The sequence below is a fragment of the Levilactobacillus zymae genome, assembly GCF_032190635.1.
Classification (GTDB): Bacteria; Bacillota; Bacilli; order Lactobacillales; family Lactobacillaceae; genus Levilactobacillus; species Levilactobacillus zymae_A.
The window spans coordinates 2,489,080-2,504,015 of the sequence record NZ_JAVLAS010000001.1 but is presented as its reverse complement, the minus strand read 5'-3'; the positions used below and the strand labels follow the sequence as shown (position 1 = coordinate 2,504,015).

The following is a 14,936-nucleotide window of genomic DNA, read 5'->3' as shown; positions in this document are numbered from 1 at the left end:
TAAAAATATTATGAAAGCCCTTTAATTAAAGCGAGAAATGGGTTATAACAAACTTGTAAGGCTAAATGATTAGTTATTCACAAGCTTTAACGGGTGACTAATCATCCGGATTCAGTTGTGGTATCAGCAGGTTAGAAAGGATGATATTATGCGGATCAAAGCGGCAGTTGTTGATAAGAAGGGCGGTTCCTTCGAGATTAAAGACGATGTGGACTTAGCGCCGATGCAGGCGGATGACCTACAAGTGCACATGGTTGCCACTGGGATTTGTCATTCCGACGAAGCGTTGCGCAAGGGGGATGCCGAGATTGGCTACCCCATCATTTTAGGGCACGAAGGCTCCGGAATCGTGGAGAAGGTCGGGCCCGAGGTCAAGGACTTCAAGCCCGGCGATCACGTGGTCCTGTCCTTCTACGGTTGTGGTAACTGTACGAACTGTTTGAAGGGGATGCCGACGCAATGTCTGAACTACGCGGCTAATAACCTCTCCGGCGTGCGGCCCGATGGGAGTGCGCACTTCACCGAAAACGGACACGATGTCGCCGACATGTTCGACCAATCGTCCTTCACCACGACCACGGTGGTGCGGGAACGCAACGCCGTGAAGGTGCCGAAGGACTTGGACCTACGGAAGCTCGGTCCATTAGGCTGTGGCTACGTGACCGGGTCCGGGACCGTTTTGAACACGCTGAAGCCGAAGCCCGGTGACACCATCGCCGTCTTTGGGACCGGGGCCGTTGGTTTAGCTGCCATGATGGCCGGCAAGATTTCCGGGTGTACGACGGTGATTGCCGTCGACGTCGTGGATTCACGGTTGGCCTTGGCTAAGGAACTCGGGGCGACCGACACCATCAATAGTCGGACCGAAAACGCCGTTGAAGCTATTAAGAAGTTAACCGGCGGCTACGGGGTCGACTGGGCAGTGGATACCACCGGGGTCAAGCAGGTCATGGAAGATTCCATCCAGGTCTTAGCCCAAGGTGGGACCACGGCCACCATCGCCGTGACGCCACACCACATCGATTTGGATACTTGGAACGATCTGTGTGTCAGCGACCGGAAAGTCGTCGGGGTCAACATGGGTGATTCCGTGCCTCAGATTGATATTCCGCGGTTGATTCGCTTCTATCAAGCCGGGATGTTTGATTTCGACAAGACCGAAAAGTTCTACCGCTTCGATCAGATTAACGAAGCTAACGCCGATTCCGGTAGCGGGAAGACCATCAAGCCCGTACTGGTGATCGATCCCGATTACGTCCCTGGTAAGTAAGGTCCCGGGTCAGTGGGCGTTAACCGTCAAAACAGATTAAAATTGAGAACTGAGATAGCTCTCGGCTAAAAAAACAGGAAGGAGATTCTCGAAAAATCGGGAATTTTCTTCCTGTTTCTGATTTTCAGTTACCCTGGGTCATTACGAGCAGCTGGCTGTGCTTAGGCTAAGTGAATTAACGCGACACCACCCACCATGATTAGCAGGCCGCCAATCTGGACTAAGGTCACCGGGTTACGGGGACTCTCTAGCCAGCCGAAGTTGTCGATCAGTAGGCTACCGCCCATCAGGCCGACCAAGACGATGACCACGGTCAGACCGGTTCCCAGGATGGGCACCAGGTAGACGTTACCCAGGACGAACAGCGCCCCAATCACACCGCCCAACCACATCCACCAGGGATTTGGCCGGTGATTGGGGTGGGTTAGTTGCCGTGGTGAACGCAAGACCAGGTTGATGACGATCAGGGCCAGGGTGCCCACGAAAAACGAGATGAAGGCCGCGTTTAACGAGGAATGCAGGACCAAGCCCAGGTGACCGTTGATGGCCGATTGTGCCGCCCCGAGCATCCCGGCGAAGACACCGAGTAGCCGCCAGAGCCATAGCCCACGAGTGACTTGCGGATTAGTCGCCAGCGAGTCGTGCCGGCGTAGGAGCCAGGAGCTGAGAGCCACGGTGATCACGACGCCGATCAAGACCAGCAGCGCGCCCGCCAACCGAATGGGGGTCAAGGGGCTGACCTTGGCGTGAAACAGGCCGTAGTTGTCGATGAGCAGTCCCATCAGGATTTGGCCGAACATGGGTAAGATCACGGTCTGGACGCTACCCAGTTGGGGGAACAGCAGGATGTTACAGGTCAGGTAAACCACCCCGAAGAAGCCACCGATCCACAGCCAGATAGGTTGCTGGCTGAAGAGGTGGGGACTGAAGAACAGGTGATGATCGACCCCCAGCGTGACCGTGGCCAGAAACAGGGTGCCGATGGTAAAGGAAATCAACGACGCGACGAAGGGTGATCCCACGGAACGACGTAAGCGTGAATTAATGCTGGTTTGTAACGGTAAGATCAGGCCAATGACGACCCCCATGATTAAGGCAAACAAAGTGATTCCTCCTCAAAACGTGCTTACTTCTAGTAAACACCATTTTCGGCGAGAAGTGGTGCTAAGTCGCTTGGTTACTTAAGCTTCATGGACACAACAAACGGGCGTTTAACGCCAGTCTCAATCACCGGTTTAAACGCCCGTTTCAGGGGGGAGTGCTATTAGGTAAATAAGTAAAGCCTAGAAATCATTCGGGTTGGCGGCTAACGGGGCGTAGGCTGCTTGGTCTGCGTCGCGATAGTCCCACCACTCGTTGACGTAGCCGACAAAACCAGCGGCCAACATGGCCTGATTGAGGAGTTGGTAGTTGTGTTCTTGGACGGCTGTGCGGGGGAGCTCGCGGTGAGCGCGTTCGGAAAAATCATCGAACGCACTTTGCATCTCGAGTTCGTGGCCCGCAGCGTCACAGAGGGTTAAATCGAACGTGACGCCCTTTTGATGCGAGAAATTCGGATTGGGCTGAGCCACGAAATCCGGATCAGGGTAAACTTCAAAAAGGCGTTTTTGGGCGGTTACCGGCCGGTAGGCGTCCCAAATCTTGAGACGGTAGCCCTGTTGTCGGAGCGCGTGATTCGCGGCGACCAACTTGTGGGCCGTGCCTGTCCGGGCGATTGCCGTGGTAAAGTCGTAAACGACTTGTCCCGTGAAATTGTTGGGGGTAGCGTAGCGTAACTCAACGATGAGGGTTGGATCTAAGGCTTGGATGTTGCTAAAACCAGTCTGTTTGGCCATCGAAAACCTCCTTTATGTAACCGATTTCAATATAACAAGTCCCCCTGAAAAAGGCAACAAAAATGCCCATAAAAAAACGGGTTCGTTAGGAACCCGTTACGGTGAATATTATGAGGTGAATATTATTTGATGGTTTCCACGTGATCCGCACCGTAGATGCCGATGTCGGCAACGTGTAAGATACCGGTGTGTTGCTTACCGTTAGCGGTCAACATCCCGACTTTCTTGTAGGCCATGGTGGTGGTCGAATCGGCCAGAACCGCCACGCCTAAGGTTTCCCCGCTATCGGCGTTGATCCCGGATGGCACGTCGATGGCCACGGTGGAAGCGTCGGTGGCGTTAATCGCGTTGACGGCTTCGGCAAATTTGCCGGTAATCGGGCGACTCAGGCCCACGCCGAAGATGGCGTCGATAATTGTGGTGGCGTTAATCACGTCGTTTAAGTCCGTGGTGAACGGAATGTGGTAGTAGTTGGCAATTTTTAATTGTTGGGCTGTCTGATCCGTTGCTTTGGCGGGGTCCCCCAGCAGGTAGATGGCGACGTCGATGTTGCGGACCTTCAGCAAGCGGGCCACGGCAATCCCGTCGCCGCCGTTATTGCCGGTTGCGGCGACCACCACCACGCGGGTGAGGTCGTAATCATCGTTTAACAGGTTGTTGAAGGTGGCTAACGCCGCGCGTTCCATCAGCACCATGGCGGGAATGCCAATCTCGTTAATGGTATGGGCGTCGTAACTCTGCGCTTGCGCAATCGTAATGGCTTTACTCATTAATAGTCCCTCCTTGGGTTCAAAACAAACAGGTTAAATATTCTTCAGTGGATGATCGAACTGCAACACGCGCATTGAGAGGCGTTGGAGCTGTTCGGTCATGGCTTGAAAGTTCACGGTGGTATCGGTCGGGGTGACGTTTTGCCACCAGTGGTGCAGGACTTGAATCGCCCGTTGGACTAGCTGTTCACCGCTGGCCGTCAGGGTTAGCTGCTTGTTGCGCCGATCGGTTGGGTCGTCGGTCTTTTGCAGGAAATCTAAGGCCACCAGATGACGGACCATGCGGGTCATCAGGCCCTCGTCCACCGCAATTGTGCGCGCCGCCATCCGTTGGTTGATGGGACTGGTCTCGGAAACCAAAACGAGGAGATAAAATTCCGTGATGTTGATGGGGACCTTATCCGCTTCCAGAATTTGGTTCATGTCACGCTGAAATTGCCGGTGGAGGATGGCGAGGTTGGTGGTGAAGTCTAGGATGTAGTCTTCCATAAAACGCCCCTCCTTAACGAATCGAACTCGTATCGCGGGAATCACCCGCGTACTATCTTTAGTTTACACCAGATAACGGTTAAGGATAACGATTCGTCTCGTTCTTTTCGGTTGAACGAAGTGATAGAATAAATTAAAAACAAACTGGGGGAACTAACCATGTTTATTCAAATTCCGGCCGATATGGATGAAGTCCAACTACGCCAATTGCAACTGCAAAAACTGGGCGAAGACGTCAGTGAAGACGACGTGATTCGTCAGGGGGTCCTGGACACCTTTCAGACGTTTCTCGACCAGATCGAAGACGGGCACTACGACACCGCCAAGTGGCAGGCTGAACAGCTGATCGTCATCGACATTCTAGGCAAGCAGACCGCCACGGTGGCCCCGATGAGCGACTCGTTTTTGACCGACTTTCGGACCAACGCGGAGGCCACCCAACAGTACCTGGAACAACAGGCCGAACGGGCCGCGGGTGGCCGGTAACGTGACTTAAAAGGGGGATGGCAGAATGGAACAATCATCGTTATTCGAAAATCCCCAGCAGATGCCGCTGGCCAACCGGGTGCGTCCGGAAACGCTGGACGACTTCGTGGGGCAGCGCCATTTGCTAGGGCCCGGTAAGATCTTACGGGAACTGATTGAAAACGATCAGGTCTCGTCGATGATCTTCTGGGGACCACCGGGTGTGGGTAAGACCACCTTAGCCGAGATCATCGCTCAGCAGACCCAGGCCAAGTTTATCCGGTTTAGTGCGGTCGACAGCAGTATCCGCAAGATCAAGCAGGTCATGCAGCTGGCCGAGGGTGACCGCGAGATGGGCGAACGCACGCTGGTCTTCGTCGACGAAATCCACCGGTTCAATAAAGCTCAGCAGGACGCCTTTCTCCCCTACGTTGAACGGGGCAGCATCATTTTAATTGGCGCCACCACCGAAAATCCGTCGTTTGAGCTTAATTCGGCCTTGTTATCGCGCTGTAAGGTCTTCGTGCTGAAGGCCTTAGAAACCAGCGACATCGAACAGTTGTTAACCAACGCGCTCAAGAATCCGGCGGGGTTCCCGGATTTCACGGTCCAGGTGGGCCCCGACGAACTACGGGCGATTGCCGAGTTCGCCAACGGGGATGCCCGCACGGCGCTTAACACGTTGGAGATGGCGGTGCTGAACGGCCAGAAGACCGACCAACGGGTGACCATCACCATGGACGACCTCAAGCAGCTCATCACCCAGAAGTTCGTCCTGTACGACAAGAGTGGCGAGGAACACTACAACATCATCTCCGCGCTGCACAAGTCGATGCGTAATAGCGACGCCGACGCGGCCATCTACTGGTTGTCGCGGATGCTGGAAGGCGGCGAAGATCCGCTATACATTGCGCGCCGACTAGTCCGGTTTGCCAGTGAGGACATCGGGTTGGCCGATACCAACGCGTTGAACGTGGCGGTCAACGTCTTTCAGGCCTGCCAGTTCCTGGGAATGCCGGAATGTGACGTCCACCTGACCGAGGCGGTGACCTACCTGGCCTTGGCACCCAAGTCTAACGCCATCTACAAGGCTCGCTTGGCGGCGAAGAAGGACGTCAAGGAGACCCGCGACGAACCGGTGCCGCTGCAGATTCGTAACGCGCCGACCAAGTTAATGGCCGACCTAGACTACGGCAAGGACTACCAGTACGCCCACGACACGCCAGACAAGCTGACCACCATGCAGAGCTTACCGGACGCGCTAGTGGGTCACGAATACTACCACCCCACGGATCAGGGCCGCGAAGACTTGTTCAAGAAGCGGTTGGATTACGTGAAGAAGTGGCGGCGGGAACACACGAAGAAGGCGTAAGGCCGATTGGGGCCCGTTCTGGAGGGGCTGCAACGATGGACGTGATCTTAAATTAAAAAATGATGAAAATTGTCATTGATTTTTCGTTTAGTGCTGGTTATAATAACAACCAATAGTTGAAAAACGTTGAGGAAAAAAGTAACGCGCGCGGCGACGCCCAGTGAGTCACGGTTAGTGAGAAGTGACCGTCTAGCGTAAGTGAAAATCGTTTCTGAGTTCGGTGCTGAAAGGGCTGTAAGGCCTGTAAGTTACCGTGGCGGCCACCATTACCAGGCTAGCGGATGATCGTCCGTGATGAGTGTGGTGGCTCCGGCCGCCACAAAAAGGTGGTACCGTTCTACTTAAAACTAGAGCCCTTTTCCCGTTTCGGCGGGAGAAGGGCTTTTTGACGTTAACCGATCAAACTGACTGGAGGAATCAAGATGGAACAAACAGACAAGCGACACAATTTTTGGCAATTATTAGTGGTGAGTTCGTTAATTTTCGGCATGTTTTTTGGGTCCGGCAACTTGATTTTTCCCGTTCACTTAGGGCAGATGGCGGGGCAGAACTGGTTTACGGCGGCCTTAGGGTTCGCCATCTCCGGCTCCCTGTTTCCGTTGCTAGCGATCTTAGCCGTGGTGGTCACCAAGAGTGATGGCCTCTACGACCTGGCGAAGCCGGTCAGTGCGAAATACGCGGCGGTCTTTCTGGTCTTAGTCCACCTGACCATCGGCCCGTTCTTCGGGACGCCGCGGACGGCCGCGACCGCCTACCAGATGGCGGCCGAACCGTTCTTACCGCAGCAGTGGACCACGTTAGGGCAGTGGCTGTTTACCGCTGCGTTCTTCGCGCTAGCCTACGTCTTAGCAACGCACCAGAACAGCTTAGTCAAGGTAGTCGGTAAGTATCTGAACGCCGGGTTTCTAGCGTTACTGGCGGTGGTCTTCGTGGTCGCCTTCTTAAAGCCCATGGGGAACGTGGCCCACACACCAACGGTGGCCTACCAGACTAACGCGACCATCAGCGGGCTGTTGGAAGGGTACAACACCATCGACGCCGTGGCCTTACTGGCATTGAGTGTGACGTTCGTGCATGCGGTGCGCGGGCTGGGGTATCGGGATAAGGAACTGACCCGGTTGACCGCCAAAGCCGGAACGTTGAGTATCGTGTTGGAAGTCTTGGTCTACTTCGGGTTGGTGCTGTTAGGAACCTTAAGCCTGGGGCAATTGAAGTTGTCCGGTAACGGCGGGGTGGCCTTATCGCAAATCGTCGGCCACTACTTCAGTAATTTCGGGACGGCCTTCTTAGGGGTGCTGGTCACCTTAGGGGTCTTCACCACGGCGTTGGGCCTGGTCACCTCGTTTGCCCAAGACTTTCATAAATTATTCCCGAAGGTCAGCTATCTGACCTGGTTACGGGTCACCACGGTGGCGTCGTTTCTGGTGGCCAACGCCGGATTGGATAACATCATTGCTTGGTCGTTACCCGTCTTGATGCTGCTGTACCCGCTGTCGTTGGCCTTGATCCTAGTCTCGCTGACTGTGGCCAAGAAGCCGTATGCTAGCGTGGTTTACAAGACCACCATTGCGGTCACGGCGGTACCGGCAGTCTTGGATATGCTGGCCAACGCACCGGCTGTCGTGGCCGGATTTGGGCCGGTCGCCGCGGTTTTACGCGCCTATCACACCTACGTGCCGTTCGCGAGTCTGGGACTCGGGTGGTTGGTTCCAACCGGCTTGGCCTTTGTGCTTAGTCTAGCCTGGGGTCACTTCCGCTTGGTTGCCCAGGAGGCCACGGAGAGCGCACAGTAGCCCTGGTTAAATTCTTTTTTGGCGAAACTAATGAGTCGTTAAGTAAAAAAGTGCGTCACGGATTGCATTTTGTATTAAAATGGAGGTGTTCGGCGCCCTTAGTGTAATGGATAGCACATGAGATTTCGGTCCTCATGATCCGAGTTCGACTCTCGGGGGGCGCATTAATCGGGTATGAACCGGCGGAGACGCTGACGAGACGCTAGTTGTGGCTAGCGTCTTTTTTACTGGTCTATATAAGCCTGCGCGCAAAAAAAGCCCCTGACTACCGCAATAGTCGGGGGCTTTGGTGTTCAAAACGGTTTGTATCCTTAACATAATAGGCAGAGTGCAACCTGCCGAATATCTGATATGTCGCCTAAACTTAACCTAAGGGCGGGCGTACTGATTCCCGCGCGTCGCCCGTGTGGCACCGTTAGCTTGGGCCGCGGATTCACTTTCGCAAGTGTAGTTATCGGGGTTAGTGACTTGGGAATAGTACTTATTGCTGTCGGAAACGTACACCTTGCCAGCCGGGGCAATGGTCCACCGCCCCGATTTAGTCCCCGCTTGGGTGGCGGAATGGGCGGTGGTGTTCGTCTGATGGCTCGCGCTACTGTTACCGTTGGTGGCGTGACTAGAGCTGGCCCGCGTTGCGTAACCGGATTGGCGATGCGTGGTCGAGGTAATGGGCTTGGCGTTGTTGCCGCCGGTGTGGTAATTAATCTTGATTCCTTCGGCGGAGTTGATCACCGCGACCGCCGTGTTGAGCTGACCGTCTGAGGACTTGATGTCCGCGATGGACCCGCGGGGGATGGTTTCACTGCGGTAGTAAAGCGGTGTGGTGGCGTACTGGATGGTGTCGCTGGTGTTCGGGTTAGCTTGCCAGTAATCTTCCGCGGTTTCTTCGGCGTAGCGCATCCCACCGTCCTGGTTTGCGCCCACGTTTTGCGGCCGGGTGCCCGTGGTGAAGTTGTTTTCTGACGTGTAGGACTTGGCCCCCAGTAAGCTATCGCCGATGGAATGGCTGCGGTTATAGAGGTAACCGTGGTAAATGCGTCCGGTGAAGGCGTAGCTGATGGCGACCTTAGGATTGTCCGTGGGCCAACTGCTGGGGTTCAGGGGATCGCCTTGCCGCGAGCCCCGTGACCCGGCGTATTCGCCGTAAGTCAAAACGGCCCGCGCGGTACCGGCCCGACCCTGTGAATCGCTGGCGAAATGGTAATCGCCGGCCTTGAGATGCTTGAAACCGTTGGTGTGGGCCTTACCTAGATGCCAGTAATAATTCTGGGTGGGACCGGCCGATTCGTGGTTGGTGTAACTGACCAGTTTTTTTAGTACCTGCTGGTTCCGCGACTTAGTGGCCGTGGACGTTGGGGTGGACGTCCGCTTAGCGGTAGCCCGTTTGGCCGGTTTAGACGTCGCGGTGACGTGCTTGGTTGCCGTGGCGGAAGAGTGACTTGACGAGTTGGCCACGTTGGCTTTATCCGAGCTTGTCTGGGTCGTTGCGGTGCCGCTGCCCCCCAGACCCATGAAGATGATCGCGACCACTAAGGCAACGAGGGCGTTCCGACCCTGGTGATGCGTATGCCGGTGACCGACTTTGTTGATGACCCAGAGGATGCCTAAGATCATGGCGATGAGCAGGCTGAGGCCACCAATGAATGATGCAAATGACGACATGAAAAGTTCCTCCCTCAGAAATTTATGTAATGGAGCTGTTGCTGTCCGGAGGGACCGGTTGACTCAGGCGTACCGGTGCATTCCGGAAAACGATTGCCCCATTCAGCATACCAGAAATTTAATAATGAGAGGAATTGGAATCGGAATTTGATCATCTAAGGACGAAATTAATGGGCCGGTTAGGGATGTCGTCTTAAAAGCGTAGAGGAAATCACGATATTGCGGATGTATGGTAATGATCAATTGACCGCCTAAAAAAGCCCGCGACAACTTGGTATTTGTCGCGGACTAATGGGGTGATCCTTTAAAACCAAAATCAAACCGGTTGATCGTTCGGCCAACAGCCGGGCACGATCGATTAAATCAACATGGTTAGCTGTGTTCGTCACCTAAAGATTAGATTATAGATTCCTAAAACCACCGAAACTATACTGGTGGCAATCGCTGCGTACAGTAAGACGATGATTTTGGAGTTGGCACTGGTTTTCGGGGCCTTATTTGGCTGGCGTTTTCGCTTGCCCATGGTGCTCACCTCGCTTCGTGCCTCTATCATGCCGTGAAAGGGGGGATGTTGTAAAGTCCCTTTTCCGGCGCAATGCGACTATTCAACGGACGATTAAAATCGTCGCTGCGTCAAATCTCGTATTTTTGATATTTAGTTATCTGTTATTTGAATAAGTAATTAATCAGCTAGCTGTGATTAGAGTGCTTCGTGAAGATGGTTTTGTGCATATTGTTGAGAACATCTTCAGCGCCCTTACCAAAGTATTGGGCTGTGAGCATATATAGGCAATCATTAATGGCAATTTGGGAGGTTAACGACAAAAGTGCTTCAGAACGAAATTTCGAATCCTCTGATATTGAGTAAAAAGTAACGTTACCATAATCGGCTAATGGTGAGTTGGGAAAACTAGTAATGACAATCATGGGAACTTTATTTTGCTTAAGTGATTCGGCCAAATCTAAAGTATCAGTATCGTCCCCAGTATGGGAGATGACAATGGCACAATCATGATGATTAAAACGGGACGCTTCCATTAAGGCTAGGTGGTATTCCGTGTTGTGCACCAAAGTTAATGGTGTTCGTAAGAATTTGTGATAAGCATCTAAAGCAACAATGTTGGAACCGCCCATACCGAAGAATCCTAGACGCTTCGAGTTAACGATCAAATTTAGTGCGTATAGCAAATCCTGATTGTTCATCTGCTTGAAGGTCCCATTTAGGGTTTCAATATTGGCTTCTAGCGTTTTTTTTGCTATAACAATTGGCGTATCTTGCTTGGAAATTTCGTGGGTCGTTGGTTTAGTTTTAATGTCTTTAGCTAATGACCATTTTAGCTCAGAGAAATTGGCAAATCCTAATTGCTGCGCTAAACGTGATACCGTGGCAGTTGAGACGTGACACTCACTGGCTAATTCTTGGATGGTTTTGTTGGACAATCGGTCACCAAGTTCTAAAAGGTGTTGGGCGAGCTTTTGGCTCTGAGCCCCAAGGGTTGGGAAAAGTTCGGAGATACGTTTTTTTATGTTAGATTCCATGTTAATCATTCCTTTATAAATAATGGTTTCAATCGGGGATTGATGAACCATTCGATTACATATTTTTTTGTAAATACTCTCAGAATCAAAAATTCGTTATTAAGAATTCTTGTCTTAATAATAGCTGTAATAGTACCTTCTCATCAATTTTAGAAGATTAATCCTTGAATTGAAAGCGGTTTCGTATATAATAGATTATGTAAAAAGAAGTCATAATAATATCGATATTTATGATAAAAGTTTTCATGGAGGTGTAAAAATTGAGTGCAAAGTCAGTAATATCACCAAATGAAATTCAATTGAATGTTGAGGCAAGCGGCTGGGAAGATGCCATTCAGAAAGCGGCCCAACCACTGGTTGACGAGAAACATATAACGGATGATTACGTTCAATCGATGATTGAATCGGTTAAAAAGCTTGGTCCGTATATTGTAATTGCCCCCGGTTTAGCTTTGGGACATGCTCGACCGTCAGCAGCAGTTAAACAGACGTCCTTTTCCGTTGCGACGTTAAAGGAACCCGTAGAATTTGGTAATGAGCAGAATGATCCAGTTGATCTGGTCGTTATCTTGGCGTCAATTAATTCGAATGATCATCTCGACCTCATGCGGAAGGTGGTTAACTTCTTAAATAAGGCTGACAACTTAAAGTTCTTGCGCCGAGCAGCTACAGAAACTGATAAGGTCACCATTGTTGAAAGTATTAATGGAGGCGCAGTCGAATGAAGATCCTTAATTTTATTGTGTTTCAGGTGCTTAGCAACGAAACCATCTTTTTAGGTCTGGTGGCATTGCTGGGACTACTATTACAACGCAAGAAATTTCCACAAGTGATTGATGGCACCGTCAAAACCGTAATCGGGTTAACGGTATTATCTTCAGGGGCTGGCATTTTAATTAGTGCAATGTCCCCCATTGTAACAAAATTGAACCAAACGCTCCATGTTAAAGGGGTGCTTCCTACTAATGATGCGGTCTTTGGTGTTGTTCTAAAGTTTAATACAATCGCTAAAGATACCGTGATTACGTTTTTACTAGCATTCTTCTTACATCTAGTTTTAGTGCGAATTACGCCAAACAAGAATTTTAAAAACGTTTACTTGACGGCGCACTTATCACTTTATCATGCGGCCTTTATGAATGTTACCTTACCTGTTGTTTTACATACGGGGTCGTTCTGGACGGTTATCATTGCGACGATTTTAAACGCTGTGTACTATACTTATTCGCCGGCGATTCCTCGAGTTATTTCCCGCCCCTGGATGCACGATGTTTCGACATTAGGGTTTATGGATCAAGTTGGGTCGATTCTAGCGCACTTCATCGGAAAATGGTGTGGGAGCCCGGATAAGAGTCAAGATGCGGATAATATGAAATTGCCAAGATGGGCTGCAATGTTCCGGGACAATACCGTGGTACTGTTCTTCCTAATGCCAATTATTTTCGTTGGTATTGGATTGGCAGTTGGTCAGACTGGCATCCAAGCACTGTCTGGGACGGGCAGTGGTGATACTAACTGGATTATCTGGTTAATCTTACAAGGATTTACATTTACTGCCGGAATCGTTATCTTGCTTTCTGGGGTACGAATGTTTATTGGATCTATTGTTCCCGCTTTTAAGGGGATTTCCGATAAATTTTTACCAGGAGCTATTCCAGCATTGGATGCGCCAACTCTCTTTCCTTACTCGCCCATGGGTGGAATGTTTGGATTCTTAGGTTCTAGCGTTGGATGTATTTTGGTCACATTTTTAACGATTATTTTCCATTCACCAGTAATTGTCTTCCCGAGTCCCATCATTATGTACTTTGATGGAAACGTTATGGGGGTTTTCGGTAATAAAGCAGGTGGTTGGCGAGGTGCCATTGCGGCAGGACTTGTAACTGGGATTATTTCTTCGGCCGCCGTTATCTTGTTCTACCCATTAACTGGTGCTGTTTATGGTAGTGGATTAACTTGGTCCAACATTGATTATGCAATTGTTTGGATGCCGTTAATGTATCTGCTAAAGATTATTCGTATCGGAATTATGGCCTTACTGTAGTTAAAAAACTAGAAAATAAAAGGAGATTTTTATTATGAAGATTATTGCGGTTTGTGGTTTAGGCGTTGGTTCTAGTGTTATTGCTAAGATGAACATGGAAAGTATCTTGGCTGATGAGGGCCGTGACGATGTTGATGTTGATACGGTTGATTTAGGTAGCATTATGAGTGCCCCCGCTGATATTTATGTAACGACGCGAGAACTTTTTGATCAGTTCCCAGATGAAGACAAGGATAAGACGATTGTATTGACCAACTTTGTTGATCAAGCCGACATTAAGAAGCATTTAGATGCACGGTTTGCAGAAATGGGTAAGTAAACCCAAGTGTTGGGAGGCGAGCAATCATGGCAGTTAAGAATGTAAAAGACGTTACGGAACAAACCTGGAAGGACGAGGTCTTTCCAGAGTGGGGAAATTGGTTAAACGAAGAGATTGACCGGACAACAGTAAAACCCCATACGTTTAACATGTGGTGGCTGGTTAACATGGGATTATGGGTTAAATCAGACCGTCAGACCAACATCGCCATTGACCTGTGGTGTGGGACTGGGAAAACGACTCATGATAAGCCGGATATGTCACCAAGACATCAATGGTCACGGTTAACTGGGGGACGGACTATTCAGCCTAACCTGCGGGCACAGCCAATGGTAATCAATCCTTTTTCGATTCATCATCTCGATGCGTTGCTGGTTACCCATTTCCATCACGATCACATTGATATGAACGTAGCAGCGGCTGTTTTACAAAATACGCCGGACACGGTCCCCTTCATTGGGCCCAAAGATGTTGTTAACCAGTGGATTGACTGGGGGGTTCCAGCGAAACGTTGTCGAGTTGTGAAGCCAGGAGATGTCGTCAAGGTTAAGGATATCGAGATTAGCGTAACCGATTCATTCGATCGTTCTGTATTGATTACTGATCCCGATACTAAAGAGTTACCTGCCGATGATTCAGTGCCGGATATGGACGATCGAGCCGTTAATTTTGTAATTAAGACGACAGCGGGCACAATTTATGATGCAGCTGATTCTCATTATTCCGCATATTTTGCCAAACACGGTAAAGACTTTGATATTGATGTAGCTGTGGTTGCTTACGGAGAAAATCCCATTGGAGTTCAAGATAAAATGACTTCTGTGGATGTTCTACGAGCGGCTGAGGCTTTGAATACCAAGATTGTGATTCCACTACACTGGGATGTGTGGACTAACATGCTGGGAGATCCTGCTGAGGTTGAACAATTGTGGCGGATGCGTAAGGAACGCTTTAATTATAAATTCCATCCATTTTCTTGGTTACCAGGTGGGAAATTTGTTTATCCTGATGACCAAAATAAGCTAGAATATTACCACGATCGCGGCTTTCATGATCGATATACTCATGAAATTAATCTACCATATAAATCCTTCCTGTAAGGGTGTAGAAGTGGTGCCCTTGATATTTAGAAGTTAAATTGGTCGATATTGATAAAACACCGAGAATCCAGTTCAGCGATGAATTGGATTCTTTTTTGTGTATTTTTAGTGAAGCACCAATTGGAATGGATATGAAAAGCAAATTTAGGCTTTTTCGAAACGGCGGACTTTGAAGACGGGTTACTGCGCTTCTTCAGTTCGCTGGCCTAGGGTGGAACGGGGTAACCTGACTAGCACGCCACGTCGCTGGTGGTATACACTGTGGGGTGAAGTCTCAT

The 14,936-nt window shown here is 50.4% G+C and carries 15 protein-coding genes and 1 tRNA gene; 9 read left to right on the top strand and 7 right to left on the bottom strand.

Translation table 11 applies throughout. The features are described from left to right. Nucleotides 1-148 precede the first annotated feature (148 nt). Nucleotides 149-1,270, top strand: coding sequence for an NAD(P)-dependent alcohol dehydrogenase (locus tag RI501_RS11900; RefSeq protein ID WP_313822867.1), 1,122 nt, complete (start codon nucleotides 149-151; stop codon nucleotides 1,268-1,270). 161 nt (nucleotides 1,271-1,431) lie between these two features. Here RI501_RS11900 and RI501_RS11895 read toward each other — a convergent pair whose 3' ends face one another. The 4 genes from RI501_RS11895 to RI501_RS11880 form a co-directional block, all read right to left on the bottom strand. Beyond that, nucleotides 1,432-2,373: a DMT family transporter gene (locus RI501_RS11895; RefSeq protein WP_313822865.1), complete on the bottom strand. Its 942-nt coding sequence runs from the start codon at nucleotides 2,371-2,373 to the stop codon at nucleotides 1,432-1,434. Nucleotides 2,374-2,553: 180 nt separating this feature from the next. Continuing rightward, nucleotides 2,554-3,105, bottom strand: coding sequence for a M15 family metallopeptidase (locus tag RI501_RS11890; RefSeq protein WP_313822863.1), 552 nt, complete (start codon nucleotides 3,103-3,105; stop codon nucleotides 2,554-2,556). A gap of 122 nt (nucleotides 3,106-3,227) precedes the next feature. Further along, the gene (locus tag RI501_RS11885) at nucleotides 3,228-3,875 is read right to left on the bottom strand and encodes an NAD(P)H-hydrate epimerase (RefSeq protein WP_313822861.1); all 648 of its coding nucleotides are present in this window, start codon (nucleotides 3,873-3,875) and stop codon (nucleotides 3,228-3,230) included. A gap of 33 nt (nucleotides 3,876-3,908) precedes the next feature. Next, nucleotides 3,909-4,364 carry a MarR family winged helix-turn-helix transcriptional regulator gene (locus RI501_RS11880; RefSeq protein ID WP_313822859.1) on the bottom strand — a complete coding sequence of 152 codons (456 nt, stop codon included), beginning with the start codon at nucleotides 4,362-4,364 and terminating at the stop codon, nucleotides 3,909-3,911. 159 nt (nucleotides 4,365-4,523) lie between these two features. On the opposite strand from RI501_RS11880, the gene RI501_RS11875 reads away from it, so the two are divergent. The 4 genes from RI501_RS11875 (at nucleotide 4,524) to RI501_RS11860 (ending at nucleotide 8,158) form a co-directional block, all read left to right on the top strand. Next, nucleotides 4,524-4,850, top strand: coding sequence for a hypothetical protein (locus RI501_RS11875; RefSeq protein WP_313822857.1), 327 nt, complete (start codon nucleotides 4,524-4,526; stop codon nucleotides 4,848-4,850). Nucleotides 4,851-4,875: 25 nt separating this feature from the next. After that, nucleotides 4,876-6,201 (top strand): replication-associated recombination protein A, encoded by a 1,326-nt coding sequence (locus RI501_RS11870; RefSeq protein ID WP_313822855.1) that lies wholly within the window; start codon nucleotides 4,876-4,878, stop codon nucleotides 6,199-6,201. Nucleotides 6,202-6,623: 422 nt separating this feature from the next. After that, the gene (gene brnQ / locus RI501_RS11865; protein ID WP_313822853.1) at nucleotides 6,624-7,994 is read left to right on the top strand and encodes a branched-chain amino acid transport system II carrier protein; all 1,371 of its coding nucleotides are present in this window, start codon (nucleotides 6,624-6,626) and stop codon (nucleotides 7,992-7,994) included. A gap of 92 nt (nucleotides 7,995-8,086) precedes the next feature. Further along, a tRNA-Arg gene (locus tag RI501_RS11860) sits at nucleotides 8,087-8,158 on the top strand. A gap of 205 nt (nucleotides 8,159-8,363) precedes the next feature. Here the strand turns inward: RI501_RS11860 and RI501_RS11855 are convergent. The 3 genes from RI501_RS11855 to RI501_RS11845 form a co-directional block, all read right to left on the bottom strand. Beyond that, entirely contained in the window at nucleotides 8,364-9,656 is a 1,293-nt protein-coding gene (locus RI501_RS11855; protein WP_313822851.1) for a DNA/RNA non-specific endonuclease, read from the bottom strand. A 385-nt stretch (nucleotides 9,657-10,041) separates the two neighbouring features. Further along, nucleotides 10,042-10,179 (bottom strand): hypothetical protein, encoded by a 138-nt coding sequence (locus RI501_RS11850; protein WP_313822850.1) that lies wholly within the window; start codon nucleotides 10,177-10,179, stop codon nucleotides 10,042-10,044. Nucleotides 10,180-10,346: 167 nt separating this feature from the next. Beyond that, the gene (locus RI501_RS11845) at nucleotides 10,347-11,195 is read right to left on the bottom strand and encodes a MurR/RpiR family transcriptional regulator (protein WP_313822848.1); all 849 of its coding nucleotides are present in this window, start codon (nucleotides 11,193-11,195) and stop codon (nucleotides 10,347-10,349) included. Between the two features lie 260 nt (nucleotides 11,196-11,455). Between RI501_RS11845 and RI501_RS11840 the strand changes: the two genes are divergently transcribed. From RI501_RS11840 to ulaG, 4 genes are read left to right on the top strand one after another with little or no spacing between them, the layout of a single operon-like run. Next, nucleotides 11,456-11,920, top strand: coding sequence for a PTS sugar transporter subunit IIA (locus tag RI501_RS11840; RefSeq protein ID WP_313822846.1), 465 nt, complete (start codon nucleotides 11,456-11,458; stop codon nucleotides 11,918-11,920). After that, complete coding sequence (locus RI501_RS11835; RefSeq protein WP_313822844.1) at nucleotides 11,917-13,239, top strand: PTS ascorbate transporter subunit IIC; 1,323 nt, start codon at nucleotides 11,917-11,919, stop codon at nucleotides 13,237-13,239. Before RI501_RS11840 ends, RI501_RS11835 begins: the two co-directional genes overlap by 4 nt. Nucleotides 13,240-13,273: 34 nt before the next feature. After that, the gene (locus RI501_RS11830) at nucleotides 13,274-13,558 is read left to right on the top strand and encodes a PTS sugar transporter subunit IIB (protein ID WP_313822842.1); all 285 of its coding nucleotides are present in this window, start codon (nucleotides 13,274-13,276) and stop codon (nucleotides 13,556-13,558) included. A 26-nt stretch (nucleotides 13,559-13,584) separates the two neighbouring features. Continuing rightward, entirely contained in the window at nucleotides 13,585-14,658 is a 1,074-nt protein-coding gene (gene ulaG, locus RI501_RS11825; RefSeq protein ID WP_313822840.1) for an L-ascorbate 6-phosphate lactonase, read from the top strand. The last annotated feature ends 278 nt before the right edge of the window (nucleotides 14,659-14,936 follow it).

What these genes read in the sequence shown, in the direction of transcription:
- RI501_RS11900 (WP_313822867.1), top strand. Translation starts at nt 149, where the DNA reads ATGCGGATCAAAGCGGCAGTTGTTGATAAGAAGGGCGGTTCCTTCGAG.
- RI501_RS11890 (WP_313822863.1), bottom strand. Translation starts at nt 3,105, where the DNA reads ATGGCCAAACAGACTGGTTTTAGCAACATCCAAGCCTTAGATCCAACC.
- RI501_RS11885 (WP_313822861.1), bottom strand. Translation starts at nt 3,875, where the DNA reads ATGAGTAAAGCCATTACGATTGCGCAAGCGCAGAGTTACGACGCCCAT.
- RI501_RS11880 (WP_313822859.1), bottom strand. Translation starts at nt 4,364, where the DNA reads ATGGAAGACTACATCCTAGACTTCACCACCAACCTCGCCATCCTCCAC.
- RI501_RS11875 (WP_313822857.1), top strand. Translation starts at nt 4,524, where the DNA reads ATGTTTATTCAAATTCCGGCCGATATGGATGAAGTCCAACTACGCCAA.
- RI501_RS11870 (WP_313822855.1), top strand. Translation starts at nt 4,876, where the DNA reads ATGGAACAATCATCGTTATTCGAAAATCCCCAGCAGATGCCGCTGGCC.
- brnQ (WP_313822853.1), top strand. Translation starts at nt 6,624, where the DNA reads ATGGAACAAACAGACAAGCGACACAATTTTTGGCAATTATTAGTGGTG.
- RI501_RS11855 (WP_313822851.1), bottom strand. Translation starts at nt 9,656, where the DNA reads ATGTCGTCATTTGCATCATTCATTGGTGGCCTCAGCCTGCTCATCGCC.
- RI501_RS11850 (WP_313822850.1), bottom strand. Translation starts at nt 10,179, where the DNA reads ATGGGCAAGCGAAAACGCCAGCCAAATAAGGCCCCGAAAACCAGTGCC.
- RI501_RS11845 (WP_313822848.1), bottom strand. Translation starts at nt 11,195, where the DNA reads ATGGAATCTAACATAAAAAAACGTATCTCCGAACTTTTCCCAACCCTT.
- RI501_RS11835 (WP_313822844.1), top strand. Translation starts at nt 11,917, where the DNA reads ATGAAGATCCTTAATTTTATTGTGTTTCAGGTGCTTAGCAACGAAACC.
- RI501_RS11830 (WP_313822842.1), top strand. Translation starts at nt 13,274, where the DNA reads ATGAAGATTATTGCGGTTTGTGGTTTAGGCGTTGGTTCTAGTGTTATT.
- ulaG (WP_313822840.1), top strand. Translation starts at nt 13,585, where the DNA reads ATGGCAGTTAAGAATGTAAAAGACGTTACGGAACAAACCTGGAAGGAC.